The organism is Klebsiella sp. GB_Kp047, assembly GCF_040065235.1.
Lineage (GTDB): Bacteria > Pseudomonadota > Gammaproteobacteria > Enterobacterales > Enterobacteriaceae > Klebsiella > Klebsiella quasipneumoniae.
The window spans coordinates 100,408-126,375 of sequence record NZ_JBEAJG010000001.1; the positions used below are offsets into that span (position 1 = coordinate 100,408).

At 58.3% G+C, this 25,968-nt stretch carries 26 protein-coding genes; 15 read left to right on the forward strand and 11 right to left on the reverse strand.

Annotated elements, in window-relative coordinates:
- Positions 1-60: 60 nt before the first annotated feature.
- Positions 61-849, forward strand: coding sequence for a trehalose-phosphatase (gene otsB / locus ABLV76_RS00510; RefSeq protein ID WP_004203436.1), 789 nt, complete (start codon positions 61-63; stop codon positions 847-849).
- On the forward strand, positions 824-2,248 hold the full coding sequence (otsA, locus tag ABLV76_RS00515) for an alpha,alpha-trehalose-phosphate synthase (RefSeq protein WP_284127340.1): 1,425 nt from the start codon (positions 824-826) through the stop codon (positions 2,246-2,248). Before otsB ends, otsA begins: the two co-directional genes overlap by 26 nt.
- Before the next feature lie 23 nt (positions 2,249-2,271).
- Here the strand turns inward: otsA and uspC are convergent, their stop codons facing one another.
- Positions 2,272-2,700, reverse strand: coding sequence for a universal stress protein UspC (gene uspC, locus ABLV76_RS00520; protein ID WP_004203433.1), 429 nt, complete (start codon positions 2,698-2,700; stop codon positions 2,272-2,274).
- A 352-nt stretch (positions 2,701-3,052) separates the two neighbouring features.
- Between uspC and ABLV76_RS00525 the strand changes: the two genes are divergently transcribed.
- Together ABLV76_RS00525 and ABLV76_RS00530 are read left to right on the forward strand one after the other, a co-directional pair.
- On the forward strand, positions 3,053-4,636 hold the full coding sequence (locus ABLV76_RS00525) for an MFS transporter (RefSeq protein ID WP_017900226.1): 1,584 nt from the start codon (positions 3,053-3,055) through the stop codon (positions 4,634-4,636).
- Positions 4,637-4,640: 4 nt separating this feature from the next.
- Positions 4,641-5,780 carry a glycoside hydrolase family 105 protein gene (locus tag ABLV76_RS00530; protein ID WP_048295108.1) on the forward strand — a complete coding sequence of 380 codons (1,140 nt, stop codon included), beginning with the start codon at positions 4,641-4,643 and terminating at the stop codon, positions 5,778-5,780.
- A 60-nt stretch (positions 5,781-5,840) separates the two neighbouring features.
- Here the strand turns inward: ABLV76_RS00530 and argS are convergent, their stop codons facing one another.
- The gene (gene argS / locus ABLV76_RS00535) at positions 5,841-7,574 is read right to left on the reverse strand and encodes an arginine--tRNA ligase (RefSeq protein WP_004203428.1); all 1,734 of its coding nucleotides are present in this window, start codon (positions 7,572-7,574) and stop codon (positions 5,841-5,843) included.
- A 236-nt stretch (positions 7,575-7,810) separates the two neighbouring features.
- Here argS and ABLV76_RS00540 point away from each other — a divergent pair, with 236 nt between their 5' ends.
- Both ABLV76_RS00540 and cutC read left to right on the forward strand, forming a co-directional pair.
- Positions 7,811-8,380: a VOC family protein gene (locus ABLV76_RS00540; protein WP_048295107.1), complete on the forward strand. Its 570-nt coding sequence runs from the start codon at positions 7,811-7,813 to the stop codon at positions 8,378-8,380.
- A 76-nt stretch (positions 8,381-8,456) separates the two neighbouring features.
- Positions 8,457-9,200 carry a copper homeostasis protein CutC gene (gene cutC, locus ABLV76_RS00545; protein WP_023318626.1) on the forward strand — a complete coding sequence of 248 codons (744 nt, stop codon included), beginning with the start codon at positions 8,457-8,459 and terminating at the stop codon, positions 9,198-9,200.
- An 80-nt stretch (positions 9,201-9,280) separates the two neighbouring features.
- Here cutC and cmoB read toward each other — a convergent pair whose 3' ends face one another.
- From cmoB to ABLV76_RS00570, 5 genes are read right to left on the reverse strand one after another with little or no spacing between them, the layout of a single operon-like run.
- Complete coding sequence (gene cmoB, locus ABLV76_RS00550) at positions 9,281-10,285, reverse strand: tRNA 5-methoxyuridine(34)/uridine 5-oxyacetic acid(34) synthase CmoB (protein ID WP_017900222.1); 1,005 nt, start codon at positions 10,283-10,285, stop codon at positions 9,281-9,283.
- Positions 10,282-11,025, reverse strand: a complete 744-nt coding sequence (gene cmoA, locus ABLV76_RS00555) for a carboxy-S-adenosyl-L-methionine synthase CmoA (RefSeq protein ID WP_004203422.1) — start codon at positions 11,023-11,025, stop codon at positions 10,282-10,284. Before cmoA ends, cmoB begins: the two co-directional genes overlap by 4 nt.
- A 39-nt stretch (positions 11,026-11,064) precedes the next feature.
- Entirely contained in the window at positions 11,065-11,460 is a 396-nt protein-coding gene (locus ABLV76_RS00560; protein ID WP_004203421.1) for an MAPEG family protein, read from the reverse strand.
- A gap of 52 nt (positions 11,461-11,512) precedes the next feature.
- A complete protein-coding gene (locus tag ABLV76_RS00565) occupies positions 11,513-12,331 on the reverse strand; it encodes a DUF72 domain-containing protein (protein WP_004203419.1) in 819 nt (272 codons plus the stop codon).
- Positions 12,328-12,894: a hydrolase gene (locus ABLV76_RS00570; protein WP_064183807.1), complete on the reverse strand. Its 567-nt coding sequence runs from the start codon at positions 12,892-12,894 to the stop codon at positions 12,328-12,330. The genes ABLV76_RS00565 and ABLV76_RS00570 overlap by 4 nt, the downstream gene beginning before the upstream one ends.
- A gap of 267 nt (positions 12,895-13,161) precedes the next feature.
- On the opposite strand from ABLV76_RS00570, the gene aspS reads away from it, so the two are divergent.
- The 6 genes from aspS (at position 13,162) to ruvB (ending at position 18,428) form a co-directional block, all read left to right on the forward strand.
- Positions 13,162-14,949, forward strand: coding sequence for an aspartate--tRNA ligase (gene aspS, locus ABLV76_RS00575; RefSeq protein WP_004203416.1), 1,788 nt, complete (start codon positions 13,162-13,164; stop codon positions 14,947-14,949).
- Position 14,950: 1 nt separating this feature from the next.
- Positions 14,951-15,394, forward strand: a complete 444-nt coding sequence (nudB, locus tag ABLV76_RS00580; protein ID WP_002911477.1) for a dihydroneopterin triphosphate diphosphatase — start codon at positions 14,951-14,953, stop codon at positions 15,392-15,394.
- 27 nt (positions 15,395-15,421) lie between these two features.
- On the forward strand, positions 15,422-16,162 hold the full coding sequence (locus ABLV76_RS00585) for a YebC/PmpR family DNA-binding transcriptional regulator (protein WP_002911459.1): 741 nt from the start codon (positions 15,422-15,424) through the stop codon (positions 16,160-16,162).
- A 34-nt stretch (positions 16,163-16,196) separates the two neighbouring features.
- Positions 16,197-16,718, forward strand: a complete 522-nt coding sequence (gene ruvC / locus ABLV76_RS00590; protein WP_004203412.1) for a crossover junction endodeoxyribonuclease RuvC — start codon at positions 16,197-16,199, stop codon at positions 16,716-16,718.
- 79 nt (positions 16,719-16,797) lie between these two features.
- A complete protein-coding gene (gene ruvA / locus ABLV76_RS00595) occupies positions 16,798-17,409 on the forward strand; it encodes a Holliday junction branch migration protein RuvA (protein ID WP_002911454.1) in 612 nt (203 codons plus the stop codon).
- A gap of 8 nt (positions 17,410-17,417) precedes the next feature.
- Positions 17,418-18,428 (forward strand): Holliday junction branch migration DNA helicase RuvB, encoded by a 1,011-nt coding sequence (gene ruvB, locus ABLV76_RS00600; RefSeq protein WP_004203409.1) that lies wholly within the window; start codon positions 17,418-17,420, stop codon positions 18,426-18,428.
- A gap of 63 nt (positions 18,429-18,491) precedes the next feature.
- On the opposite strand, the gene znuB is transcribed toward ruvB, so the two are convergent.
- Together znuB and znuC are read right to left on the reverse strand one after the other, a co-directional pair.
- A complete protein-coding gene (gene znuB, locus ABLV76_RS00605) occupies positions 18,492-19,277 on the reverse strand; it encodes a zinc ABC transporter permease subunit ZnuB (protein ID WP_004203408.1) in 786 nt (261 codons plus the stop codon).
- Entirely contained in the window at positions 19,277-20,029 is a 753-nt protein-coding gene (gene znuC / locus ABLV76_RS00610) for a zinc ABC transporter ATP-binding protein ZnuC (RefSeq protein WP_025999238.1), read from the reverse strand. The genes znuB and znuC overlap by 1 nt, the downstream gene beginning before the upstream one ends.
- Positions 20,030-20,107: 78 nt before the next feature.
- Between znuC and znuA the strand changes: the two genes are divergently transcribed.
- From znuA to lpxM, 3 genes are all read left to right on the forward strand, one after another.
- Positions 20,108-21,052 (forward strand): zinc ABC transporter substrate-binding protein ZnuA, encoded by a 945-nt coding sequence (gene znuA, locus ABLV76_RS00615; RefSeq protein WP_032431085.1) that lies wholly within the window; start codon positions 20,108-20,110, stop codon positions 21,050-21,052.
- Positions 21,053-21,067: 15 nt separating this feature from the next.
- Positions 21,068-22,387 carry a murein DD-endopeptidase MepM gene (mepM, locus tag ABLV76_RS00620; protein ID WP_004203403.1) on the forward strand — a complete coding sequence of 440 codons (1,320 nt, stop codon included), beginning with the start codon at positions 21,068-21,070 and terminating at the stop codon, positions 22,385-22,387.
- Between the two features lie 117 nt (positions 22,388-22,504).
- Positions 22,505-23,476 (forward strand): lauroyl-Kdo(2)-lipid IV(A) myristoyltransferase, encoded by a 972-nt coding sequence (lpxM, locus tag ABLV76_RS00625; protein WP_017900217.1) that lies wholly within the window; start codon positions 22,505-22,507, stop codon positions 23,474-23,476.
- Positions 23,477-23,506: 30 nt separating this feature from the next.
- On the opposite strand, the gene dcuR is transcribed toward lpxM, so the two are convergent.
- Positions 23,507-24,223 carry a two-component system response regulator DcuR gene (gene dcuR / locus ABLV76_RS00630; RefSeq protein ID WP_135683314.1) on the reverse strand — a complete coding sequence of 239 codons (717 nt, stop codon included), beginning with the start codon at positions 24,221-24,223 and terminating at the stop codon, positions 23,507-23,509.
- A gap of 53 nt (positions 24,224-24,276) precedes the next feature.
- Positions 24,277-25,962, reverse strand: a complete 1,686-nt coding sequence (locus ABLV76_RS00635) for an NAD-dependent malic enzyme (protein WP_004203398.1) — start codon at positions 25,960-25,962, stop codon at positions 24,277-24,279.
- Positions 25,963-25,968: the final 6 nt, after the last annotated feature.

Sequence of the window (25,968 nt, forward strand, 5' to 3'; positions counted from 1 at the left end):
TACATGGCTAACATATAATTAACAACCAGCTTCGGCTGGCCATGATAAGGAGGAAACAGGGTGGATAACCAGATATCTGTACCGCCTGCGCTAACCGGAAACTACGCTTTTTTCTTTGACCTCGACGGTACTCTTGCCGATATCCAGCCGCACCCCGATCAGGTGGTGATACCCGACAACACGCTGCAGGCGCTCAACGCGCTGGCCCGGCAGCAGGGCGGGGCGGTGGCATTGATTTCAGGGCGCTCAATGGCTGAACTTGACGCGCTGACCCATCCCTGGCGGCTACCGCTGGCCGGCGTTCACGGGGCCGAGCGCCGTGATATCAATGGTAAAACCTATATTGTCTCTCTGCCGTCGGCCCTGCGGGATGAAATCGCGGCTGAGCTGAGCTCGGCGCTGCAGGCGCTCCCCGGGTGCGAGCTGGAGAGTAAAGAGATGGCCTTCGCGCTGCACTACCGTCAGGCCCCGCAGCAGCAGACCGCGGTGCTGGAGCTGGCGCAGCGCATTGTTCAGCGCTACCCGCTGCTGGCGCTGCAGCTTGGCAAGTGCGTGGTGGAGATTAAACCCCGCGGTGTCAACAAAGGGGAGGCGATCACTGCCTTCATGCAGGAAGCGCCGTTTGCCGGTCGCGAACCGGTTTTTGTCGGCGATGATTTGACCGACGAGGCGGGATTCAGCGTGGTGAATCAACTGCAGGGAATGTCGATAAAAGTTGGCGCCGGGGAAACTCAGGCGCACTGGCGGTTGGCGGATGCCGCCGCCGTAAGGACGTGGTTGCAACATCTGGCGTATGACGCGCAAACCGAAAGGAGGGATGACCATGAGTCGTTTAGTCGTAGTCTCTAACCGTATCGCCTTACCGGACGATAAAAAATCGAGCGCTGGCGGTCTGGCCGTCGGCATCCTGGGGGCACTGAAAGCGGCAGGGGGTCTGTGGTTTGGCTGGAGCGGCGAAATTGGCGATGACCAGCAGCCGCTGAAGCAGGTCTCCCGCGGAAATATTTCATGGGCATCGTTCAACCTTAACGAACGTGACCATGATGAATACTACAACCAGTTCTCTAACGCCGTGCTGTGGCCGGCCTTCCACTATCGTCTTGATCTGGTCAGCTTCCAGCGCGAAGCCTGGGAGGGATATCAGCGAGTTAACGCCATGCTGGCGGACAAGCTTCTACCGCTGATCGAGCCAGATGATACGTTGTGGATCCATGATTACCATCTGCTGCCCTTCGCCAGCGAACTGCGCAAGCGCAGGGTCAACAACCGCATCGGCTTCTTCTTGCATATTCCTTTCCCGACGCCGGAGATTTTTAATGCGCTACCGCCGCACGCTGAGCTGCTGGAGCAACTGTGCGACTACGATCTGTTGGGCTTCCAGACTGAAAGCGACAGAACCGCCTTTCTCGACAGCATTGCCATGCAGACCCGACTCTCCGACCTCGGAGACAAACGCTATCAGGCGTGGGGTAAAGCGTTTAGCACCGAGGTTTATCCGATAGGGATCGATCCGGACGAGATTACGCGCAACGCCAAAGGTCCGCTGCCGCCGAAGCTGGTCCAGCTGAAAAACGAGCTCAAAAACGTGAAGAATATCTTCTCAGTGGAGCGCCTTGACTACTCGAAAGGGTTGCCGGAGCGGTTTCTCGCCTATGAGACGCTGCTCGAGAAGTATCCTCATCATCACGGCAAGATCCGTTATACCCAGATCGCGCCGACGTCCCGCGGCGATGTGCAGGCCTATCAGGATATCCGCCACCAGCTGGAAACCGCAGCCGGACGCATCAATGGCCAGTTCGGCCAGCTTGGCTGGACTCCGCTTTACTATCTGAACCAGCATTTTGACCGTAAGCTGCTGATGAAGGTCTTCCGCTACTCTGACGTTGGGCTGGTGACGCCGCTGCGCGATGGCATGAACCTGGTGGCGAAGGAATACGTGGCGGCGCAAGATCCGGATAACCCTGGCGTACTGGTCCTGTCGCAGTTTGCCGGCGCGGCGCAGGAGCTGAACAGCGCCCTGATCGTCAATCCCTACGATCGCGACGAGGTTGCCGCCGCGCTGGATCGCGCCCTAAGCATGCCGCTGGCGGAACGTATTGCCCGTCATTCCGCGATGCTGGATGTGATCAGAGAGAATGATATTCATAACTGGCAGGCGCGCTTTGTCGACGATCTGCAGCATATTTCGCCGCGCAGCGAGGAGAGCCGCCTGCGGGGGAAGATAGCCACGTTCCCTAAACTGGCCTAGTTCAGGAAAAGGGCTAACCGGCGTTAGCCCTTTTCAAGGGAAACCAGCAGGACATCGACGCCGCAGCTGCCGACGATATTTTTCGCCGAGCAGGTGGCGCGCGAAAAAAGGGAATGATTATGATTGCCGCAAATCACCAGATCGACCTGGTGTGACCGGCAGAAGTCCTTAATATGATGGCCCAGTTCGCCGCAGGCGATGGTCATTTTTTCTATCGGGTAGTCCGCGTGACGCGCCAGCTCGTTGAGAAAATCACGCGTCTCTTCCTGCATCACCTCGCGCAGATTTTCCATCATCGGCGCGGCGAACTGGTTATACAGCTCCGGATCCGTGGCGAGGGTGATAAAGCTCACTTTCGCGTTCACGGGGCGGGCAATTGACACCGCTTTTTTAATTAATACCTGACTCTCCGGCGTTGGCGCGACGGCAACCAGCAGATGTGAATAAGGCATCTGGCCTCCTTGAGATACGCGGAATAACCCTTTCTTTCCTTCTTTACTCCTGTTTACCCTGCTACGCAAGGGCCGCTCCCGTGATTTGCGACGCTCTTCGCCAGTCCGTGTTTCCCCGACAAGATCACATAAATGAACCTAATTTTTTATTTAAAAGAAATGCTGTTTTATAAATGAGTGAAGTTGAGACATCGTCTCTTTGTCATTTTGCCATCGGCGGTTCTTCCGTGGCAAAAACACAAAGGTAACGTCGTTTCACTGCTTTTAGTGTAGCCAGGTACCCACTCCCTTCCGGTGGCAAATCCGGAAAGATTGTCGGCGTTCTCTTAAAAAAAGACACAGGATCACGGCGATGAAAACACGAAAGATTGGACTGGCTAACTACCTGGCCTACGGCGCGGGCGATTTTCTCGGCGCCGGCACCACGGCGCTAACCGCCGCATGGCTGCTCTACTTTTACACCACCTTCTGCGGACTCTCCCCGATAGAAGCCACGCTTATATTCGCTTCCGCCCGCGTACTGGATGCGGTGGTGAGCCCGCTGATGGGCTTTCTCACCGATAACTTCGGCACCACCTGGCTCGGCAAGCGCTTCGGCCGCAGAAAATTCTTTATTCTGCTCGGCATCCCCTGCGTATTCAGCTACTCGGCGATGTGGGTCGGCGAGATGGGATTCTGGTACTACCTGGTCACCTATCTGCTGTTTGATATGGTCTACACCATGATTCTGGTGCCCTACGAGACGCTGGTGCCGGAGATGACCGATGACTTTAAACAGAAAACCAAATTCTCCGGCGCGCGCATCTCAATGGCGCAAATGTCGGCGATTTTAGCCTCCTTTCTGCCGGGGATCCTCCTTACCTGGCTCGGCAAAGACAATGCCAGCTCGTTCTTTTATGCCAGTCTGGTGTTCTCGGTCCTGTGCGCGGTGATGCTGACCTTCGTCTGGTGTTTCACCTGGGAGCGGCCGCGTGAGGCCTGGTCAGAGGCGGCGCTGCGGGCGGAAGCGGAAAAACAGAACCTCACTCTCGCCCAGAGCCTCAATCGCCTGGTGATTGAGCTGAGCTCTACGCTGCGGATAAAAATTTTCCGCCAGCACCTCGGCATGTATCTGGGGGGCTATATCGCCCAGGACGTCTTCAATGCCGTGTTTACCTATTACGTGGTCTTTGTTCTGATGCAGGAAGCTTCTGTCGCCTCGAATCTGCTGGGGACGATGGCGATTTTCCAGTTTATTGCCGTGATCGCCATGATCCCGCTGTGCATTCGCTTTGGCCCCGCGCCGTCGTACCGCATGGTGGTGGTCCTCTTTGGCCTGAGTTCGCTCTCCTATGCGCTGCTCTATTACGCCGGACTGAGCGACGTCTATTCATTATTGTTGCTCATCTCTGCTGTCGCCGGACTGGGACGCGGTGGGATTAACTACGTGCCGTGGAATACCTACACCTATATTGCCGACGTCGACGAAGCGATCACCGGCCAGCGCCGGGAGGGGATTTTTGCCGGCATCATGACCCTGACCCGCAAAGCCTCGCAGGCGGGGGCGGTGATGCTGGTGGGCATCATTATGCAACTGTCGGGGTTTGTCTCCGGGCAAAAAATACAGCCTGAAGGGGTCAGCCATACCATTCTGCTGATCCTCAGCGTCGGTACATTGGTGGTGTTAGCCTGCGGCTTCCTCGTTTCACTGCGCTTCAAACTCAATCTGCACACCCACAGCGTCCTGCGCAGCGAAACCCTCAGAATGCGCGAAAGCGGTCACGCCCGGCCGGAGCTGACCAGTGCGGAACACCGCGCGGTGGTCGAGATGCTGGCGGGGATGCCCTACGACTGCCTGTGGGGGAATAACAATATTGGCTATCTGAATCGTCATAAACCTGCTGCCCCGGCGCTCACCCAGGGCGGCGCTTTGAATTCGACATATACCCGAGGTTAACAACATGAAAGTTTGGCCGGTCAAACATAGCCCATTACTCTGTCAGCCTGAGCGTTTTATCGCCCGCAGCGAACTGCAGGCGCTGATCCGCAACGTGACGCAAAACCTGGTGAATATTAAGGATGAGAGCGGGCAATTTTTACTGCGCCTGGATGACGGGCGCGTTATTGATACCAAAGGCTGGGCCGGCTGGGAGTGGACCCACGGCGTCGGACTGTACGGCATCTATCAGTATTATCAGCAAACCGGCGATATCGAGATGCGCGATATCATCGACCGCTGGTTTGCCGACCGCTTCGCCGAGGGGGCAACGACCAAAAACGTCAACACCATGGCGCCGTTCCTGACCCTGGCTTATCGCTTTGAAGAGACCGGGTGTAAGGCGTATCTGCCGTGGCTGGAGAGCTGGGCGGAGTGGGCGATGTATGAGATGCCGCGTACCGAGCAGGGCGGTATGCAGCACATCACCCTGGCGGAAGAGAACCACCAGCAAATGTGGGATGACACGCTGATGATGACCGTGTTGCCGTTAGCCAAAATAGGCAAGCTGCTTCACCGTCCGCAGTATGTGGAGGAGGCGACCTATCAGTTCCTGCTTCATGTGCAAAACCTGATGGACCGGGAAACCGGACTGTGGTTTCACGGCTGGAGCTATGACGGTCGGCATAACTTTGCCCGGGCGCGCTGGGCACGGGGCAACAGCTGGCTAACCATGGTGATCCCGGATTTTCTTGAGTTAGTGGATCTTCCAGAAGGGAATGCGGTACGGCGCTATCTGACCGAGGTGCTGAACGCGCAAATTGCCGCTTTAGCGAAATGCCAGGATGACAGCGGCCTGTGGCATACCCTGCTGGACGACCCGCACTCTTATCCTGAGGCTTCGGCGACCGCCGGCTTTGCCTACGGCATACTTAAAGCGGTGCGCAAGCGATATGTCGGGCAGCACTATGCCGGGGTGGCAGAAAAAGCGATTCGCGGAATTGTGCAGAATATATCGCCGCAGGGGGAGCTGCTGCAGACTTCCTTTGGCACCGGAATGGGGTCAGACCTCGATTTCTATCGCCAGATCCCACTCACCTCGATGCCCTACGGCCAGGCGATGGCGATCCTCTGTCTGACCGAGTATCTGCGCAAGTATTTCTGAGCAAGAGAGCCCGCTGGCGCGGCGCCTGAAAAAACTAACCCGGCTTTCGCCGGGTTGGTTTTACATACGCTCGACGGTTTCGATACCGAGGGTATCAAGACCCAGCTTGAGGGTTTTCGCCGTCAGCAGCGCCAGCTTCAGGCGGCTGTTGCGGGTCGCTTCGCTCTCCGCGCTGAGGATCGGGCAGTGCTCGTAGAAACCGGAGAACAGGCCCGCCAGATCGTAGAGGTAGGCGCACATCACGTGCGGCGTCCCTTCGCGAGCGACCACGGAGAGGGTCTCTTCAAACTGCAGCAGGCGCGCGGCCAGCTGGGCTTCGCGATCTTCCGCAATTACCACCGGCGCGTCGGTGAGGGCGTTTTCATCAATGCCGGCTTTGCGAAACACGGAGAGCACGCGGGTATAGGCATACTGCATATACGGCGCGGTGTTGCCTTCGAACGCCAGCATATTATCCCAGTCGAAAACGTAGTCGGTGGTGCGGTTTTTCGACAGGTCGGCATATTTCACCGCGCCGATACCCACCACTTTCGCCAGATTTTCCAGCTCATCAGCGGACATCTCCGGGTTCTTCTCGGCCACCAGGCGACGCGCGCGCTCCAGCGCTTCGTCCAGCAGATCCGCCAGCTTCACGGTGCCGCCGGCGCGGGTTTTAAACGGCTTGCCGTCTTTACCCAGCATCATGCCGAACATATGGTGCTCCAGCGGCACGGAGTCCGGCACGTAGCCTGCCTTGCGCACAATGGTCCACGCCTGCATCAGGTGCTGGTGCTGACGGGAGTCGATGTAGTAGAGCACGCGGTCGGCGTGCAGCGTTTCATAGCGATACTTCGCACAGGCGATATCGGTGGTGGTATAGAGGTAGCCGCCATCCTTTTTCTGGATGATGACGCCCATCGGTTCGCCTTCCTTGTTTTTATACTCATCAAGGAACACCACGGTGGCGCCTTCGCTCTCAACGGCCAGCCCTTTGGCTTTCAGATCGGCGACGATCCCCGGCAGCATCGGGTTGTACAGGCTTTCGCCCATCACGTCATCGCGGGTCAGCGTCACATTCAGGCGATCGTAGGTGATCTGGTTCTGCGACATGGTGATGTCGACCAGCTTACGCCACATCTGCAGGAAGTACTCATCGCCGCCCTGCAGCTTAACCACGTAGCTGCGCGCACGCTCGGCGAAGGCTTCGTCTTCGTCGTAGTGTTTTTTCGCTTCGCGATAGAAACCTTCGAGGTCGGCCAGGGCCATCTCACCGGCGTTTTCCTGCTGCTGTTTTTCCAGATACGCGATCAGCATGCCGAACTGGGTGCCCCAGTCGCCGACGTGGTTGGCGCGGATCACCTTATGGCCTAGAAACTCCAGGGTACGGACCGAGGCATCGCCAATGATGGTCGAACGCAGATGGCCGACGTGCATCTCTTTCGCCACGTTCGGCGCCGAGTAGTCGACGACGATGGTCTGTACCTGCGGCGTGGCGACGCCCAGGCGTTCGGACTGCAGCGCGCGGTTGACGTTGTCCGCCAGGAACGCGGGGTCAAGGAAAATATTGATAAAGCCCGGCCCGGCGATTTCAACCTTGCTGGCAATGCCGTTGAGGTCAAGATGAGACAGTACCTGCTCTGCAAGTTGTCGCGGCGCCATGCCCAGTTTTTTGGCGACAGCCATCACGCCGTTGGCCTGATAGTCACCGAACTGAACTTTTGCTGACTGGCGGACCTGAGGTTCGCAATCGGCAGGCGCGCCTGCCGCGATCAGGGCCTGGCTGACTTTTTCTGAGAGAAGAGCCTGAATATTCACCGGAATACCTTACGTGTAATGCGCCAGCCCCCGAGGGAGGCGGCGCCGGAATGTGGACAAATTAGGGCGGGAGTATACTGCATTTGTCCCCGTCCGTCAGCATCGCGCGCGGCCCGGCGGCGTGGGCAATCCATCGCCGGTCAGTCACGCATCGGCAGGGTGGCGGTTGGTCCGCGGCCGGAAACACGGTAGATTAGCCTTTTTATTATTGACGAACCTAATTGACGAGCAAACCCATGGCGAACTGGCAGCAGATTGAACAACTGGCCGATATTACGGCGGATCTCCCGCGATTTTCCGATGCGCTGCAGCGCTTCGCTGCGCGACTGGGACTGGAGATCGGCGGACTCGACGCCGACCATATCTCCCTGCGCTGTCATCAGAACGCTACCGCGGAGCGCTGGCGCAGCGGTCTGGCGCAGTGCGGCACTCTGCTGTCGGAGAATATAATCAACGGCCGGCCTATCTGCCTGTTTAAACTGGCGGAGCCGGTCTGCGTGGCGCACTGGCGCTTCCATATCGTTGAGCTGCCGTGGCCGGGTGAAAAGCGCTATCCCCATGAAGGCTGGGAGCATATCGAAATTGTCCTGCCCGGCGATCCGGCTACCTTAAATGCCCGCGCTCTGGCGCTGCTGGCCGATGACGGACTCAGCCAGCCGGGGATCGTCGTCAAAACCAGCTCGCCGAAAGGGGAACACGAGCGCCTGCCGAATCCCACCCTGGCGGTCACCGACGGCAGCGTGACGGTCAAATTTCATCCGTGGTCTATTGAACAAATCGTCGCCAGCGAGCAAGCCGATACGTAACAGTGTGAAGCTGCGCGGCGTCTGCCGCGTGAAATCATGACATGCTAAGAAAGTTGTCTGGATCAGGGAGTGAGGAATGGCGGTACTGGAAGTTTGTTGTTACAGCATGGCGTGCGCCAGGGAAGCTGAGCGCTGCGGCGCCGATCGTATTGAACTCTGCGCCGCGCCGCAGGAAGGGGGATTAACCCCCTCTTACGGGGTGCTGGTCTCGGTCCGCGAGGCGATTACTCTCCCGGTGCATCCGATTATCCGCCCGCGTGGCGGCGACTTCTGCTATACCGAAGAGGAGTTCGCCGCGATGCTTAGCGACATCCGCATGGTGCGGGAGCTCGGCTTTCCCGGGCTGGTGACCGGCGTACTGGATGTCGATGGTCAGGTCGATATCCCGCGGATGAAAAAAATAATGGCTGCGGCCGGGCCGCTGGCGGTGACCTTTCATCGCGCGTTCGATCTGTGCGCCGACCCGCGTCAGGCCTGGAAGACGCTGGGTGAGCTGGGGGTTAAACGTATCCTGACTTCCGGTCAGCAATCCTCGGCGGAGAAAGGTATTTCATTAATTACGGAACTTATTGCCGCAGGGGATACTCCAATCATTATGGCCGGTGCGGGAGTGCGCGCCGCGAACCTGCCGCTGTTTCTGCAGGCGGGGGTGAAAGAGGTTCATAGCTCTGCAGGCCAGTGGTTGCCATCGGAAATGCGCTTTCGTCATCCAGGCGTTTCGATGTCAGCCGATCCCGATGCGGACGAATACAGACGCTACGCCGTGAATGGCGCAGCGGTGGCGGAGATGAAAAAGATAATTTCCGCTAACAGAAGTTAAACGGTTTTTGCTGCACATCATGTCGCCCAATATGATGATTGCCCGTACCAGGCCCCTGCCCATTAAACAGGGGCCTTTTTTTATCTCGCTTTTTTTGCCAGCGACTGCTGGGTTTCCGGTTTAGTGGCAATGATCACAGCCCGTAATGGCGCCGGATAGCCTTCCACGGTTTTGCGCTGATCCCGCGGGTCGAGGAAATCGGCCAGCGATTCGCTGGTCATCCATTCTGTGCGCCGCTGCTCCTCCGTCGAGGTGACGCAGGCGTCGACGATGCGCACATCGATAAATCCGCACTTCTCCAGCCACATTTTCAGGGCCGCCGCCGAGGGGATAAAATAGACGTTGCGCATCTGCGCATAACGGTCGCCCGGAACCAGCACCGTATTTTCATCCCCTTCGACCACCAGCGTCTCCAGCACCAGCTCGCCTCCCGGCGCCAGCTGATCTTTCAGCTGCCACAGATGATCCAGCGGCGAGCGGCGGTGGTAGAGCACGCCCATCGAGAACACGGTGTCGAAGGCCTCCAGCGCCGGCAACTGCTCGATGCCCAGCGGCAGGAGATGCGCCCGCTGGTCGTTGCCGAGGAGCTTACGTACCGCTTCAAACTGACACAGGAACAGCTGGGTGGGATCGATGCCGACCGCCAGATGCGCGCCGGCGCCGATCATCCGCCACATGTGATAGCCGCTGCCGCAGCCCACGTCGAGGATGGTTCGTCCGCTAAGATCGGACAGGTGCGGCAGGACGCGCTCCCATTTCCAGTCGGAGCGCCATTCGGTATCGATGTTGATGCCGTACAGCGAATAAGGCCCTTTGCGCCATGGCATCAGGTTTTTCAGCAGATTTTCTATCCGCAGCCGATGGCCTTCGCTGAGCGGCGTTTCGCTTTCGGCGGTGACGCTGTGCAGGAGGTCCAGACGCCAGGGCGTTAATTCCGGAAGAAACTCAACGGCGCGCTCCCATTCGCGAAACTTGCCGTGCAGGGCCTCGCGCTGCCAGGCGGCTACCTGGGCAGGCAGCGTCTCCAGCCAGTGAGACAGCGGGCTTTTGGCGATCAGCTGATAGAAGTTACTGAAGTCGATCATGCCTGCTCCCCGGATTTTACTGCCACCAGCGAGCCAAAGTTAAAGCACTGGAACCACAGTTCGGCATGTTCGAACCCAGCCTGACGCAGGCGTTTTTTATGGGTTTCCACAGAGTCGGTCAGCATTACATTTTCCAGCATGCTGCGTTTTTGACTGATCTCCAGCTCGCTGTAGCCGTTCGCGCGCTTAAAGTCATGATGCATATTGAACAGCAGCTCGCCGACGTGGGCGTCTTCGAAGCTAAATTTCTCCGAGAGCACCAGCGCGCCGCCGGGATTCAGCCCCTGATAGACTTTATTGAGGATCGCCTGGCGATCGCCCGGCTCAAGGAACTGAATGGTAAAGTTCAGGATCACCAGCGAGGCGTTTTCAATGGCCACATCGCGGATATCCCCTTCAATCACCTCGACCGGCGTCGGTGCTTTATAGGCGTCAATATGGCGACGGCAGCGCTCCACCATCGCCGGGGAGTTATCGATGGCGATAATGCGGCAGCCCGGGTGGCTAATATTGCGGCGCACGGAAAGAGTGGCGGCGCCCAGCGAACAGCCAAGATCGTAAACCTGGGTGTGGGGCTGAACGAAGCGCTCGGCCAGCATGCCGATCATCGAGATGATATTGGAGTAGCCAGGCACAGAACGCTGGATCATATCGGGGAAGACTTCAGCAACCCGTTCATCAAAGGTCCAGTCGCCGAGGCTGGCAATCGGCGCGGAAAAAAGCGTATCGCGGTGAGACATAACGTTAAACCCGAAAAAACGAAAACGGCGTATTGTGCGCTAACGGAGGGAGAAAACCAACTCCCAGGGCATATACCAGAGATTGGCCAGCACCATCAGCAACAACGCGCACCAGGTGGCGCTCATGCCGGAGCGGCGCCAGTGGTAGACACGGTGATGAAAACCCCAGGAGTGCATTAGTCGTCCGAGGATCAATAAAATGCCGCAAACGTGCACCATCCAGGTCTGGGCGCCGTTCATCTCCATAAATAACAGCAAAATGAGGCCAATCGGCACATATTCGACGGCATTGCCGTGAACGCGGATGGCGACCTGCAGCTCGCTGAAGCCGCCGTCGCCATAGCCTACATGGTATTGGGTGCGCAAACGCACCACGTCAAATGAGAACTTCACTAACAATAACGCACCTAAAACGGCATACAGCGCGCTGACCATACGAAAACTCCCTTTAACTCTGGCAGATGGCTCCGGATATGATAGCAGGATATCAGAAAAGAGAAGATTGCTGCGGAATCGACGGCGCATTTCCTAGCGCCGGCAGGGCAGCGCGCAGATCGCCCCACAGGGTATCCACCAGCGCCGGCGCGTAAGCAATGTCGGGGGTATGGAGGAACAGCCACGGCGTCCCCGACTGATGCCATTTCGGCAGCGTCTGCAGCCAGACGCGAAACAGTTCCCGATTATGGACCATATCGTCGCCGCCAATAAAGCGCACCATTGGCTGCCGGGCGGTCATCACTGCATGCACCGGCACCTTCGGTTTCTTTTGTTGCGCGTCGATCATCGCCGGACTGGTGGCCGCGGCGCTGTGGACCGGGCGGCTGTCGAGGATCACGCGGTTGACGTTGCGCTGGTGCAGCCCGCGGTTGAGCTGCTGTTCCGCTTCCCCTTTGGCGAAGAACTCGGGGTGACGAACTTCGACGCCGTAGGTGAAATCCTTCGGCAGCCCATCGAGAAAGTGCCATAGCGCGGGGAGATCGCGAGGACCAAAGGTCGCCGGCAGCTGCAGCCAGTACTGGCCGATGCGCGAGGCCAGCGGCGCCAGGCGGGTGAAGAATTCACTACTTAACTCGTCGCAATGGCGCAGGGCGGCCTGGTGCGAGATAGTCGCCGGGAATTTAAAGCAGAAGCGGAAGTCATCGTGGGTCTGCTCGTACCAGCGGGCGACAATCTCCGGCTTGGGCAGCGCATACAAGGTGGTGTTGCCCTCGACGCAATTGAAGTGGCGGGCGTACTCTTCAAGGCTGGTGATGCCAAGGCGCACCCATTTCGGGTGCGACCACTGGGGAAGCCCAATATAAATCATAACGCGGCGAGGATCTCCTCGGTGCTGCGCACGCGGCCGATGCGCGGGAAAATATGCTTCATGCTGCCCTGATGCTGTTCGGCGGAGGCGGCGCTGCAGGCATCTTCGGCGATGACCAGGTTAAAGCCCAGCTCCCAGGCGTTGCGGGCGGTGGATTCGACGCCGATGTTGGTGGAGATGCCGCAGAGAATAATGGTGTCGATACCGCGGCGGCGCAGCTGAAGCTCAAGGTCGGTGCCATAGAACGCGCCCCACTGGCGTTTGGTCACTTCGATATCGCGCTCTTGTTTACCCAGCGCGGCCGGATAGGTCCACCAGTTCTCAGGCAGCGTATGCGCCCCGGCCTGAGCGTCGACAGGCTGTTTCAGCGCTTCGGCGAAATCGGCCGACCAGCCGACGCGGACCATGATCACCGGCGAACCCTGTTGCCGGCATTTGTCTGCCAGGCGAGCGGCGCGCGCCACCACCTCGTCAGCCCGATGTGGGCCGCCGGCGAAAGGCAGAATGCCTTCCTGCAGATCGATCACCACCAGCGCCGTGTTTTTCGCATTGAGTTCTAACATGGTATCCCCGTATCTTCATCTGTTGTCAGGCGGCTACAATACCTTTGCGGCTTCAGCAAAAGGGTAACAAATTTTGTTAATTTATGTGAGTGTGGACGTTAAGCGCGCAGCAAAGCAGCGTACATCGTGCGTCGGACTTATCGAACGACAGAATTTCCAGTATAATAGCCGCCTTTTTTCATTCAGTTGTGACATCAGCTAAAGCTGCGACCTCGTCGCCTGCAGGGCAGACGACAATCCGCCGACGGCTAAGTTAAGGGATATCTCATGCGTACAGAATATTGCGGACAGCTTCGACAGTCCCACGTTGGGCAGCAGGTGACTCTGTGTGGTTGGGTCAACCGCCGTCGCGATCTCGGTAGCCTCATTTTTATCGATATGCGCGACCGCGAAGGCATCGTTCAGGTGTTTTTCGATCCGGATCGTGCGGATGCGTTGAAGTTAGCCTCTGAACTGCGTAATGAGTTCTGCATTCAGGTCACTGGCACCGTTCGCGCGCGTGAAGAGAAAAACATCAACGCGGACATGGCCACCGGCGCTATCGAAGTGCTGGCTTCCGATCTGACGATCATTAACCGCTCAGAATCGCTGCCGCTGGACTCCAATCACGTCAACACCGAAGAAGCGCGTCTGAAATACCGCTACCTCGACCTGCGTCGTCCGGAAATGGCGCAGCGTCTGAAGACCCGCGCGAAAATCACCAGCTTTGTGCGCCGCTTTATGGATGACCATGGCTTCCTCGACATCGAAACCCCGATGCTGACCAAAGCTACCCCGGAAGGCGCCCGCGATTACCTCGTGCCTTCCCGCGTGCATAAAGGCAAATTCTACGCGCTGCCGCAGTCGCCGCAGCTGTTTAAACAGCTGCTGATGATGTCCGGCTTCGACCGCTACTATCAGATCGTCAAATGCTTCCGCGATGAAGACCTGCGTGCCGACCGTCAGCCTGAATTTACCCAGATCGACGTGGAAACCTCCTTTATGACCGCGCCGCAGGTGCGTGAGATCATGGAAGCGATGGTGCGTCAGCTGTGGCTGGAGATTAAAGGCGTCGACCTGGGCGATTTCCCGATCATGACCTTCGCCGAAGCCGAACGTCGCTACGGTTCCGATAAACCGGATCTGCGTAACCCGATGGAGCTGGTGGACGTCGCCGACCTGCTGAAATCGGTGGAGTTCGCGGTCTTTGCCGGCCCGGCCAACGATCCGAAAGGGCGCGTGGCGGCGCTGCGCGTTCCGGGCGGGGCTTCTCTGACCCGCAAGCTGATTGACGAATACGGCAACTTTGTGAAGATCTACGGCGCGAAGGGGCTGGCCTATATTAAAGTGACCGAGCGTGCCAAAGGCATGGACGGGATCAACAGCCCGGTGGCCAAATTCCTCACCGCTGAAATCGTGGAAGCGATCCTTGACCGCACCGGCGCGCAGGACGGAGACATGATCTTCTTCGGCGCCGATAATAAGAAAGTGGTGGCCGACGCGCTGGGCGCGCTGCGTCTGAAGCTGGGTAAAGACCTGAGCCTGACTGACGAGAGCAAATGGGCGCCGCTGTGGGTGATCGACTTCCCGATGTTCGAAGACGACGGCGAAGGCGGCCTGACGGCGATGCACCATCCGTTCACCTCGCCTAAAGATATGACGGCGGACGAGCTGAAAGCCGCGCCGGAAGAGGCCGTGGCCAACGCCTACGATATGGTGATTAACGGTTATGAAGTCGGCGGCGGTTCGGTGCGTATCCACCGCGGCGACATGCAGCAGACGGTATTTGGTATTCTGGGCATTAACGAGCAAGAGCAGCGTGAGAAATTCGGCTTCCTGCTCGATGCGCTGAAATACGGTACCCCGCCGCATGCGGGCCTGGCGTTCGGTCTTGACCGTCTGACCATGCTGCTGACCGGTACCGATAACATCCGCGACGTTATCGCTTTCCCGAAAACCACCGCGGCCGCCTGCCTGATGACCGAAGCGCCAAGCTTCGCCAATCCGGCGGCGCTCGGTGAACTGGGCATTCAGGTTGTGGAGAAAGAGGCAAAAGCGTCTCTGGAGAACAAGTAATATGTCATTTAAGCTGCCCGTTTCGGTGCTGGTGGTGATTTACGCCGAAGATACGAAACGGGTGCTGATGTTGCAGCGGCGCGACGATCCCGCGTTCTGGCAGTCGGTCACCGGCAGCCTGGAAGCAGGAGAGACCGCGCTGCAGGCTGCCGCGCGTGAAGTAAAGGAAGAGGTCGCCATTGACGTTGCCTGCGAGCAACTGACCTTAATCGACTGTCAGCGCACGGTGGAGTTTGAGATCTTTTCTCATTTGCGTCATCGCTATGCGCCGGGAGTGGAGCGAAATACGGAATTCTGGTTCTGTCTTGCGCTGCCTCATGAGCGGGAAATTACCTTTACCGAACATCTGGCCTACCGCTGGGTCAGCGCGACGGAAGCCGCTGCGCTGACCAAGTCGTGGAGCAATCGGCAGGCGATTGAAGAATTTGTAATTAACGCCGCCTGAAAGGGCGCGCTTTTTGGAGAGTTTTTTATGGCAGGTCATAGTAAATGGGCCAACACCAAACACCGCAAAGCGGCACAGGATGCCAAGCGCGGTAAAATCTTTACGAAAATCATTCGCGAACTGGTTACCGCAGCGCGTTTGGGCGGCGGCGATCCGGCGTCCAACCCGCGTCTGCGTGCGGCGGTGGATAAAGCGCTGTCTAACAACATGACCCGCGACACCCTGAACCGCGCCATCGCGCGCGGCGTCGGCGGCGATGAAGACGCGAACATGGAAACCATCATTTACGAAGGCTATGGCCCTGGCGGCACCGCGGTGATGGTGGAATGTCTGTCTGACAACCGTAACCGTACCGTTGCGGAAGTGCGTCACGCCTTCACTAAAACCGGTGGTAATCTCGGCACCGACGGTTCTGTCTCCTACCTGTTCAGCAAAAAAGGCGTCATCTCCTTCGAGAAAGGCGATGAAGACACTATCATGGAAGCGGCGCTGGAAGCTGGCGCTGAAGACGTGGTGACCTATGACGACGGCGCGATCGACGTCTACACCGCATGGGAAGAGATGGGCGCCGTGCGCGACGCGCTGGAAGCCGCTGGCCTGAAAGCCGACGCTGCTGAAGTCTCGATGATCCCGTCCACCAAAGCGGATATGGATGCCGAGACGGCGCCGAAGCTGCTGCGTCTGATCGATATGCTCGAAGACTGCGACGACGTGCAGGAAGTGTACCATAACGGCGAGATCTCCGACGAGGTCGCAGCCACCCTGTGATGCAGCCGCATCCACGGTTCACCGGAGGCGCGTGATGGCTATTATTCTCGGCATTGACCCGGGGTCGCGCGTTACCGGTTATGGCGTGATCCGTCAGGTCGGCCGGCAGCTGAGCTACCTTGGCAGCGGCTGTATCCGCACCAAAGTGGACGATCTGCCGTCGCGGCTGAAGCTGATCTACGCCGGGGTGACGGAGATCATCACCCAGTTCCAGCCCGACTTTTTCGCCATTGAGCAGGTCTTTATGGCCAAGAATGCCGACTCGGCGTTAAAGCTCGGGCAGGCGCGCGGGGTGGCGATCGTGGCGGCGACCAATCAGTCGCTACCGGTGTTTGAATACGCCGCCCGCCAGGTTAAGCAGACGGTTGTCGGCATTGGCAGCGCTGAAAAGAGTCAGGTCCAGCACATGGTGCGCACTTTGCTCAAGCTGCCTGCCAATCCGCAGGCGGATGCGGCGGATGCGCTGGCGATCGCCATCACCCATTGCCATGTCAGCCAGAATGCCGCTCAGATCAGCGAGACCCGGCTCAATCTGGCGCGAGGGCGCTTACGATAATCGCAAATCAGGCTGGATATCTATCCAGCCTTTTTTTATGATACCGCCAGATACTTAGACCATAACGCAGGAGCCCCACGTGATAGGCAGACTCAGAGGCATCATTCTCGAAAAACAACCCCCGCTGGTGTTGCTGGAAACGGCGGGCGTCGGCTATGAAGTGCACATGCCAATGACCTGCTTTTATGAGCTGCCGGAGGCCGGGCAGGAGGCGATTGTCTTCACCCACTTTGTGGTGCGTGAAGATGCCCAGCTGCTGTATGGGTTTAACAATAAACAGGAGCGTACCCTGTTTAAAGAGTTGATTAAAACCAACGGCGTAGGGCCAAAGCTGGCGCTGGCGATCCTCTCCGGCATGTCGGCGCAGCAGTTCGTCAACGCCGTTGAGCGGGAAGAGGTCGCCTCGCTGGTGAAGCTGCCGGGGATTGGTAAAAAAACCGCTGAACGCCTGATCGTCGAGATGAAAGACCGCTTCAAAGGGCTGCACGGCGATCTGTTCACCCCGGCGGCCGATCTGGTGCTAACCTCGCCGGCAGGCCCGACGGCGGACGATGCCGAGCAGGAAGCGGTTGCCGCGCTGGTCGCGCTGGGCTATAAACCGCAGGAGGCCAGCCGGATGGTCAGCAAGATCGCGCGTCCGGACGCCAACAGTGAAACGCTAATCCGCGAAGCGCTGCGCGCCGCGTTGTGAGGTAAGGGATGATTGAAGCAGACCGGCTGGTATCGGCAGACAGCAGCGGCTTCGAAGAGGCCGCTGACCGCGCCATCCGCCCAAAATTGCTGGCAGAGTATGTCGGCCAGCCGCAGGTGCGTTCGCAGATGGAGATCTTTATCCAGGCGGCGAAGCTGCGCGGCGACGCCCTCGATCACCTGCTGATTTTTGGCCCGCCAGGGTTGGGGAAAACCACCCTGGCCAATATCGTCGCCAATGAAATGGGGGTGAATCTGCGTACCACCTCCGGCCCGGTGCTGGAGAAAGCGGGCGATCTCGCCGCGATGCTCACCAACCTCGAACCACACGATGTGCTGTTTATCGATGAGATCCATCGCCTCTCGCCGGTGGTGGAAGAGGTGCTCTATCCGGCAATGGAAGACTACCAGCTGGATATCATGATTGGCGAAGGGCCGGCGGCGCGCTCGATTAAAATCGACCTGCCGCCGTTTACCCTGATTGGCGCCACCACCCGGGCCGGTTCGTTGACCTCGCCGCTGCGCGACCGCTTTGGCATCGTGCAGCGTCTGGAGTTCTATCAGATCCCCGATCTGCAGCATATTGTCAGCCGCAGCGCCCGCCATATGGGGCTGGAGATGAGCGACGATGGCGCGCTGGAAGTGGCCCGCCGTTCACGCGGCACGCCGCGTATTGCCAACCGTCTGCTGCGCCGGGTGCGTGACTTCGCGGAAGTGCGCCACGACGGCACTATCTCCGCCGACATTGCCGCCCAGGCGCTGGATATGCTCAACGTCGATGCGGAAGGGTTCGACTATATGGACCGCAAGCTGCTGCTGGCGGTGATAGATAAGTTCTTCGGCGGGCCGGTGGGGCTGGATAACCTCGCCGCCGCGATTGGCGAAGAGCGGGAAACCATTGAAGATGTGCTGGAGCCCTACTTAATTCAGCAGGGTTTTCTACAGCGTACGCCGCGGGGAAGAATGGCGACGGTGCGCGCCTGGAACCATTTCGGGATTACGCCGCCGGAAATGCCGTAGCGCGTTGTGGTTGAGCCGTTCATGGTGAAGCCCGGTCAGCAGCGCGACCGGGCTTATTCACTTTTAGCTGGCGGCTTTTTTCGTCATGCTGAGAATAAACAGCACCGCAGCGCTCAGCACCACCGACGGCCCGGCCGGCGTGTCGTAGAAAGCTGAGAAGGTTAACCCGCCGGTGACGGCCAGCATGCCCACGCCCACCGCCACGGCGGCCATCTGCTCCGGCGTGCGGGCAAAACGGCGGGCGGTAGCGGCCGGGATAATCAGCAGAGAAGTGATGATCAGCGCCCCGACGAACTTCATCGCCACGCCGATAGTCAGGGCGGTGACCAGCATCAACAGCAGCTTGACCCGCTGCAGCTTCACGCCATCGACAAACGCCAGGTCCGGACTGATGGTCATCGCCAGCAGATTCCGCCACTGCCAGAGCAGAATGCCAATCACAATCACCACGCCAATAGCAATGGCGATCAGATCCTGCGGCGTGACCGCCAGCAGATCGCCGAACAGATACGCCATCAAATCGACGCGGACGTTAGACATCAGACTGACCACCACCAGCCCAAGGGACAGCGCGCTGTGCGCCATGATGCCCAGCAGGGTATCAATCGCCAGATGCGGCCGTTTTTCCAGCCATACCAGCCCGCCGGCCAGCAGCAGGGTCACGGCGATCACCGCATAAAACGGATTGACGTTAAGCAGTAAACCGAAAGCGACGCCGAGTAGCGACGCATGCGCCAGCGTATCGCCGAAATAGGACATGCGGCGCCAGACCACAAAGGAGCCCAGCGGGCCGGCGGCGCAGGCCAGCATCATCCCGGCCAGCCAGCCAGGTAAGAGAAGTTCAATCATTAGCGGCTGTTTCCCCGACGCAATACAATTCGCCCCTGAAGATCGTGGCGGTGATTATGGTGATGGCGGTAGATCCCCAGCTGTTCCGCGCCGCGCGGGCCGAACATGGAGATAAACTCCGGATGCATCGAGACGACTTCCGGTGCGCCAGAGCAGCAGATATGCTGGTTCAGGCATAATACCTCGTCGGTTTTGGCCATCACCAGATGCAGGTCGTGGGAGACCATCAGCACCGCGCAGTCCAGCTCATGGCGCAGCTGGTCGATAAGATCGTAGAGCGCCACCTGGCCATTGACGTCGACGCCCTGGGTCGGTTCATCCAGCACCAGCAGCTGCGGACGATTGAGCAGGGCGCGGGCCAGCAGCACGCGCTGGGTTTCGCCGCCGGAAAGTTTTTGCATCGGCGCGTCGATCAGGTGCCCGGCCTGCACGCGCTTCAGCGCCGGCAGGATGTCGTCTTTGCGGGTGCCTGGACGTAAACGCAGGAAGCGGCTGACGGTCAGCGGCAGCGTGGCGTCCAGATGCAGTTTCTGCGGTACATAGCCGATCCGCAGGCGTTCTTCGCGCTTGATAACACCCTGTGTCGGTGCTACCAGCCCGAGAACCACCCGCACGAGCGTCGATTTACCGGCGCCGTTGGGCCCCAGCAGGGTTAATATTTTGCCTGGCGTGAGAGCCAGCGAGATGTCAGACAGCACGCGGCGTTGGCCAAAGGCCACCGAGACATTTTCCAGCGTTACAAGGTTTGTCATAATCATTTAGGGGTTGCACAAGCTAGTGAATGTTATAATATCACATCACACTCACTCGTTTCGATGACTAGACGCATTATGTTACATAAAAATACGCTTCTTTGCGCTGGACTTAGCGCTGTTTTTTTGTTCGCACAGGTACCGCAGGCCAGCGCCGCCGTGGTGACTTCCATGAAACCGCTGGGCTTTATCGCAGCAGCCATCGCAGATGGGGTCACCGACACCCAGGTGCTGCTGCCCGATGGTGCCTCTGAGCATGATTATTCCCTGCGTCCTTCCGATGTAAAACGCTTACAGAACGCAGACTTAGTGGTGTGGATCGGTCCGGAAATGGAAGCCTTTATGGATAAGTCGACGCAAAGCATTGCGGCGAATAAAAAGGTGACCATCGCTGAGCTGGATGGGGTCAAACCGCTGCTGATCGCCGGCGCTGACGATGATGACGATCATCATGGTCATGACCATGGCGCAGCGGAAAAAAGTGACGGCGATCACCATCACGGTATCTACAATATGCATCTGTGGTTATCCCCAGAGATAGCGCGGCTTTCGGCGGTTGCAATCCACGATAAATTATTGGAACTTATGCCGCAGAGTCGAGCCAAACTCGACAGCAACCTGCAGCAGTTCGAGGCCGCGCTGGCGGCGACCGACAAGCAGGTTAGCAATGAGCTGGCACCGCTGAAAGGAAAGGGCTATTTCGTTTTTCATGACGCCTACGGTTACTTTGAAAAACACTACGGTTTAACCTCGCTGGGGCATTTTACCGTCAACCCTGAAATACAGCCTGGTGCGCAGCGTTTACACGAAATCAGAACACAACTGGTTGAGCAGAAAGCCACTTGCGTTTTTGCTGAGCCACAGTTCAGGCCAGCGGTTATCGAAGCTGTTGCCCGGGGCACGTCTGTGCGCATGGGGACCCTGGATCCACTGGGTAGCGGAATTAAGCTGGGTAAAGCGAGTTACCCGCAATTCCTCACCCAACTGGCGAATCAGTATTCGAGCTGCCTGAAAGGAGATTAACGAGGAAGTGAATACGTGCAACAGATAGCCCGCGCTGTCACTCAGGCATTTAACAATCTGCCACGACCTCATCGCGTTATGCTGGGGTCGCTTAGCGTTCTTACCTTAGCGGTCGCCGTCTGGCGACCCTACATTTACCACCCGGAATCCGCCCCCATCGTCAGAACCATTGAGCTGGAAAAAAGCGAGATCCGCTCCCTGCTGCCGGAAGCCTCCGAGCCGATCGATCAGGCCCCGCAGGAAGAAGAAGCCATTCCTCAGGATGAACTCGACGAAAAAGCCGATAGCGATGCCGGCGGGCACGAATACGTGGTGTCGACCGGCGATACCCTCAGCAGCATCCTGAATCAGTACGGTATCGATATGGGTGATATCGCCCAGCTCTCCTCCGCCGATAAAGAGCTGCGTAATCTGAAGATTGGCCAGCAGCTCTCCTGGACCCTGACCGCCGACGGCGATCTGCAGAGTCTGACCTGGGAGATGTCCCGCCGCGAAACCCGCACCTACACCCGCGTGGATAACGGCTTTAAAATGAGCAGCGAGCTGCAGAAAGGCGACTGGGTCAACAGCGTGCTGAAGGGCACCGTCGGCGCCAGCTTTGTCTCCAGCGCGCGCGATGCCGGGCTGACCAGCACGGAAATCAGCGCGGTGATCAAGGCCATGCAGTGGCAGATGGATTTCCGTAAGCTGAAGAAAGGCGATGAGTTCTCGGTATTGATGTCCCGCGAAATGCTTGACGGCAAACGCGAGCAAAGCCAGCTGCTCGGCGTGCGTCTGCGCTCCGACGGTAAGGACTACTTTGCCATCCGTGCCGAAGACGGTAAATTCTACGACCGCAACGGGACAGGGCTGGCGAAAGGCTTTATGCGTTTCCCGACGGCGCGTCAGTTCCGCGTCTCCTCTAATTTTAACCCGCGTCGTCTGAATCCGGTCACCGGGCGCGTCGCGCCGCACCGTGGCGTCGATTTTGCGATGCCGCAGGGAACGCCGGTGCTGGCAGTGGGCGATGGCGAAGTGGTGGTGGCCAAGCGCAGCGGCGCCGCCGGGTATTACGTGGCGATCCGCCACGGCCGTACCTATACCACTCGCTACATGCACCTGCGTAAGCTGCTGGTGAAGCCGGGGCAGAAAGTGAAGCGCGGCGATCGTATTGCGCTATCGGGGAATACCGGACGCTCTACCGGGCCGCACCTGCACTACGAAGTGTGGATCAACCAGCAGGCGGTCAACCCGCTGACGGCGAAACTGCCGCGTACCGAAGGGCTGAGCGGTTCCGACCGTACCGATTATCTGGCGCAGGTCAAAGAGGTCGTTCCGCAGCTGCGGTTTGACTAACCACCGGTCAGTGGAAAGCCGGTGCCCCAGGGCGCCGGCTTTTTCTTTTGTAGGATACCCAACGTCTCGCTACACTATCCCATTATCTTGATTAAGCAGTCGATCTGCGGATTGGGCATGGAAACGAAAAAAAATAATATTGAGTTTATCCCTAAGTTTGAAAAATCTTTTTTACTGCCGCGCTACTGGGGCGCCTGGCTGGGTGTTTTTGCCTTCGCCGGTATTGCGCTGACGCCGCCATCCTTCCGCGATCCGCTCCTCGGCAAACTCGGTCGTCTGGTCGGGCGTCTGGCGAAAAGCTCGCGCCGCCGGGCGCAGATTAATTTGCTGTATTGCTTCCCGGAAAAAAGCGAGCACGAGCGGGAAGCGATCATCGACGCCATGTACGCCTCGGCGCCGCAGGCGATGGTGATGATGGCCGAGCTGGGTCTGCGCGATCCGCAGAAAATTCTCGCCCGCGTCGACTGGCAGGGTAAAGCGATCATCGACGAGCTGCAGCGCAATAACGAGAAGGTGATTTTCCTCGTCCCGCATGCATGGGGCGTGGATATCCCTGCGATGCTGATGGCCTCCGGTGGGCAGAAGATGGCGGCGATGTTCCACAACCAGGGCAACCCGGTCTTCGATTACGTGTGGAATACCGTGCGTCGTCGTTTTGGCGGACGGATGCATGCGCGCAACGACGGGATCAAACCGTTTATTCAGTCGGTGCGCCAGGGCTACTGGGGCTACTATTTGCCCGATCAGGATCACGGCGCCGAGCACAGCGAGTTTGTGGATTTCTTCGCTACCTATAAGGCCACCCTGCCGGCGATTGGCCGCTTAATGAAGGTATGCCGCGCCCGCGTCGTTCCGCTGTTCCCGGTCTACGATGGCAAGACGCATCGCCTGACGGTGCTGGTGCGCCCGCCGATGGACGATCTGCTGGACGCTGACGATACAACAATCGCCCGGCGGATGAACGAAGAGGTGGAGGTGTTTGTTACGCCGCACACCGAGCAGTACACCTGGATCCTGAAGCTGCTGAAGACGCGCAAGCCGGGTGAAATCGAGCCCTACAAACGCAAAGAGCTGTACCCTAAGAAGTAGACTGCAAGCGCGCCAGTGGGCATTCCAGGCTCACTGGCTATATTGCGTCAGCAACATCACGCTCTCGGCCACAAGCCGGTAGCGATACTCCGGGCGGCCGGTGATGCCGTAGTGATTGCTGGTGAAGAGCACGTTGATCTGCTCAAGCCAGATCAGGTATTTGCGGCACGATACTCGGGAGATCTGCAGCGCCGCCGCCAGCTCATTGGTTGAAAAATCCCGCGCCTGATGCGCGATTATCCACCGGCACACCAGGCGAAGCGTTTGCGGCGTCAGCCCTTTCGGCAAGCGGCGGGGACCGTCCTGTTGCAGAACCCCGCGGCGTAGCAGGGTGTCGATATCCGCCTGGGCGTAGCAGGATTTCGCTTGCTTCGCATCGCGTTTATTGCGCCAGGTCCGCAGCGCCTCCTCAAAGCGCGACAACTGAAACGGTTTAATCAGGTAATCAACCACGCCATAGCGCAGTGCCGTCTGGACGGTGAGCGCATCGGCAGCGGACGTCATCATGATGACGTCAATATTCCGCCCCTCAGCGCGAAGCGCTGGCAGCAGGTCCAGGCCACTCTCCTGGTGCATATAGACATCCAGCAGCAGCAGATCGACCTGCGACAGATGGCTTAGCATCGCTTTGGCGTCGGCGATCGTCGCCGCTACTCCACAGCAGTGAAAATCAGCTACCCGGCTGATAAATAACTGGTTCAGTTCGGCCACCATGGGATCATCATCGACAATCAGCACATTGAACATGAGTAGTTCCCCCGAGTGGCGGGAAGCCTGCCGGCTTCCCGCGAGATGAGCGATCACAATGACGAACGTTTATACGCGGTGTAGCGCGCTCGCCAGAAGGTTTTATCGATATTCGCCGCCAGTTGCACCTCGTCAATCTGCGGCGCTACGCCGTCCTGCTGAGCCGCGCGGGCGACATCAGCGGCAATGGCCCGGGAAATCATTTCGATCTCTTCTACCGGCGGCAGCAACCCGCCGGTTTCGCGGGTCGCCAGAGGCGAGTGGGCGGCCAGCGTTTTACTGCAGGTGATAAGCATTGCTTCGGTGACGCGCTCGGCTTTACTGGCAAGGATCCCCAGCCCCAGACCGGGGAAAATATAGGCGTTATTGCACTGGGCGATGTCGTAGGTTTTGCCGTCATAGAAGACGGGGTCGAACGGGCTGCCGGTGGCGATAAGCGCGCTACCCCGAGTCCACTCCAGCAGATCCTTCGGCTGGGCCTCGGCCCGGGAAGTGGGGTTAGAGAGCGGCATAATAATCGGACGCGGGCAGTGCCGATGCATCTCTTTCACTATCTCTTCGCTAAACAGCCCCGGCTGGCCTGACACGCCGATCAGCACGGTAGGGTGGACGTTGCGTACGACATCCATCAGCGACAGCTGGGCCGCCTCGGTATCCCAGTGGGCGATACTGGCTCGGGGGGTGACCAGCTCGCGCTGAAAATCGAGCAGATTAGGCATCTGATCAGTCAGCAGACCAAAGCGGTCAACCATAAAGATGCGGCGGCGTGCTTCCGTCTCTGAGAGCCCATCATCCACCATCAGCGCAATGATTTTTTCCGCAATGCCGCATCCGGCCGAACCGCCGCCAAGGAAAACCACCCGCTGATCGCGGAGCGGCGTCCCGGCGGCGGCGGCGGCGGCGATCAGCGTCCCCGACGTCACGGCGGCGGTTCCCTGAATATCATCGTTAAAACAGCACAGCTGGTGTCGATAGCGGTTGAGCAGTCGCGTGGCATTTTTTTGGGCAAAATCTTCAAACTGGAGCAAGACATTCGGCCAGCGCTGTTGAACGGCATGGACAAACATGTCCATAAACTCCAGGTATTGCTCGTCGCTGATGCGCGGATGTCGCCAGCCCATATACAGCGGATCTTCCAGATGCTGCGGATTGTTGGTACCGACATCTAACATAATGGGCAGCGTTGATGCCGGATGAATACCCCCGCAGGCGGTATATAACGAGAGTTTGCCGATGGGGATCCCCATCCCGCCAATCCCCTGGTCGCCCAGCCCCAGAATACGCTCGCCATCGGTCACCACGATGACTTTGATATCGTTGCGGGAAAATCCCTGCAGCATCTCGTCAATATGGTGACGGTTGGGCCAGGAGATGAACAGGCCGCGTCCTCGGCGATATATTTCTGAAAAATGTTCGCATGCTTCACCCACCGTCGGGGTATAAATAATCGGCAGCGTCTCTTTCATATGGCTGCGCAGCAGGTTATAGAATAACGTCTCGTTGGTGTCCTGAATATTTCTGAGATAAATATGGCGCGAAATACTTTTTTTGAACTGGCAAAACTGGCCCCATGCGCGCTCGGTTTGTTCTTCAATGGTTTCCACATTGTGCGGTAACAGTCCCTGAAGATTAAACGCTGTGCGTTCGCTTTCCGTAAACGCGAGGCCTTTATTTAATAACGGGTTTTCCAGCAGGACGGCACCATTATAGGGCGTGTATAAGGTTTCTGTGGCTAACATGACATG

What these genes read in the sequence shown, in the direction of transcription:
- ruvB (WP_004203409.1), top strand. Translation starts at nt 17,418, where the DNA reads ATGATTGAAGCAGACCGGCTGGTATCGGCAGACAGCAGCGGCTTCGAA.
- otsA (WP_284127340.1), top strand. Translation starts at nt 824, where the DNA reads ATGAGTCGTTTAGTCGTAGTCTCTAACCGTATCGCCTTACCGGACGAT.
- aspS (WP_004203416.1), top strand. Translation starts at nt 13,162, where the DNA reads ATGCGTACAGAATATTGCGGACAGCTTCGACAGTCCCACGTTGGGCAG.
- ABLV76_RS00585 (WP_002911459.1), top strand. Translation starts at nt 15,422, where the DNA reads ATGGCAGGTCATAGTAAATGGGCCAACACCAAACACCGCAAAGCGGCA.
- cmoB (WP_017900222.1), bottom strand. Translation starts at nt 10,285, where the DNA reads ATGATCGACTTCAGTAACTTCTATCAGCTGATCGCCAAAAGCCCGCTG.
- lpxM (WP_017900217.1), top strand. Translation starts at nt 22,505, where the DNA reads ATGGAAACGAAAAAAAATAATATTGAGTTTATCCCTAAGTTTGAAAAA.
- ABLV76_RS00570 (WP_064183807.1), bottom strand. Translation starts at nt 12,894, where the DNA reads ATGTTAGAACTCAATGCGAAAAACACGGCGCTGGTGGTGATCGATCTG.
- nudB (WP_002911477.1), top strand. Translation starts at nt 14,951, where the DNA reads ATGTCATTTAAGCTGCCCGTTTCGGTGCTGGTGGTGATTTACGCCGAA.
- ABLV76_RS00565 (WP_004203419.1), bottom strand. Translation starts at nt 12,331, where the DNA reads ATGATTTATATTGGGCTTCCCCAGTGGTCGCACCCGAAATGGGTGCGC.
- znuB (WP_004203408.1), bottom strand. Translation starts at nt 19,277, where the DNA reads ATGATTGAACTTCTCTTACCTGGCTGGCTGGCCGGGATGATGCTGGCC.
- cmoA (WP_004203422.1), bottom strand. Translation starts at nt 11,025, where the DNA reads ATGTCTCACCGCGATACGCTTTTTTCCGCGCCGATTGCCAGCCTCGGC.
- ABLV76_RS00560 (WP_004203421.1), bottom strand. Translation starts at nt 11,460, where the DNA reads ATGGTCAGCGCGCTGTATGCCGTTTTAGGTGCGTTATTGTTAGTGAAG.
- uspC (WP_004203433.1), bottom strand. Translation starts at nt 2,700, where the DNA reads ATGCCTTATTCACATCTGCTGGTTGCCGTCGCGCCAACGCCGGAGAGT.
- ABLV76_RS00530 (WP_048295108.1), top strand. Translation starts at nt 4,641, where the DNA reads ATGAAAGTTTGGCCGGTCAAACATAGCCCATTACTCTGTCAGCCTGAG.
- znuC (WP_025999238.1), bottom strand. Translation starts at nt 20,029, where the DNA reads ATGACAAACCTTGTAACGCTGGAAAATGTCTCGGTGGCCTTTGGCCAA.
- ABLV76_RS00635 (WP_004203398.1), bottom strand. Translation starts at nt 25,962, where the DNA reads ATGTTAGCCACAGAAACCTTATACACGCCCTATAATGGTGCCGTCCTG.
- ABLV76_RS00525 (WP_017900226.1), top strand. Translation starts at nt 3,053, where the DNA reads ATGAAAACACGAAAGATTGGACTGGCTAACTACCTGGCCTACGGCGCG.
- cutC (WP_023318626.1), top strand. Translation starts at nt 8,457, where the DNA reads ATGGCGGTACTGGAAGTTTGTTGTTACAGCATGGCGTGCGCCAGGGAA.
- dcuR (WP_135683314.1), bottom strand. Translation starts at nt 24,223, where the DNA reads ATGTTCAATGTGCTGATTGTCGATGATGATCCCATGGTGGCCGAACTG.
- znuA (WP_032431085.1), top strand. Translation starts at nt 20,108, where the DNA reads ATGTTACATAAAAATACGCTTCTTTGCGCTGGACTTAGCGCTGTTTTT.
- ruvC (WP_004203412.1), top strand. Translation starts at nt 16,197, where the DNA reads ATGGCTATTATTCTCGGCATTGACCCGGGGTCGCGCGTTACCGGTTAT.
- ABLV76_RS00540 (WP_048295107.1), top strand. Translation starts at nt 7,811, where the DNA reads ATGGCGAACTGGCAGCAGATTGAACAACTGGCCGATATTACGGCGGAT.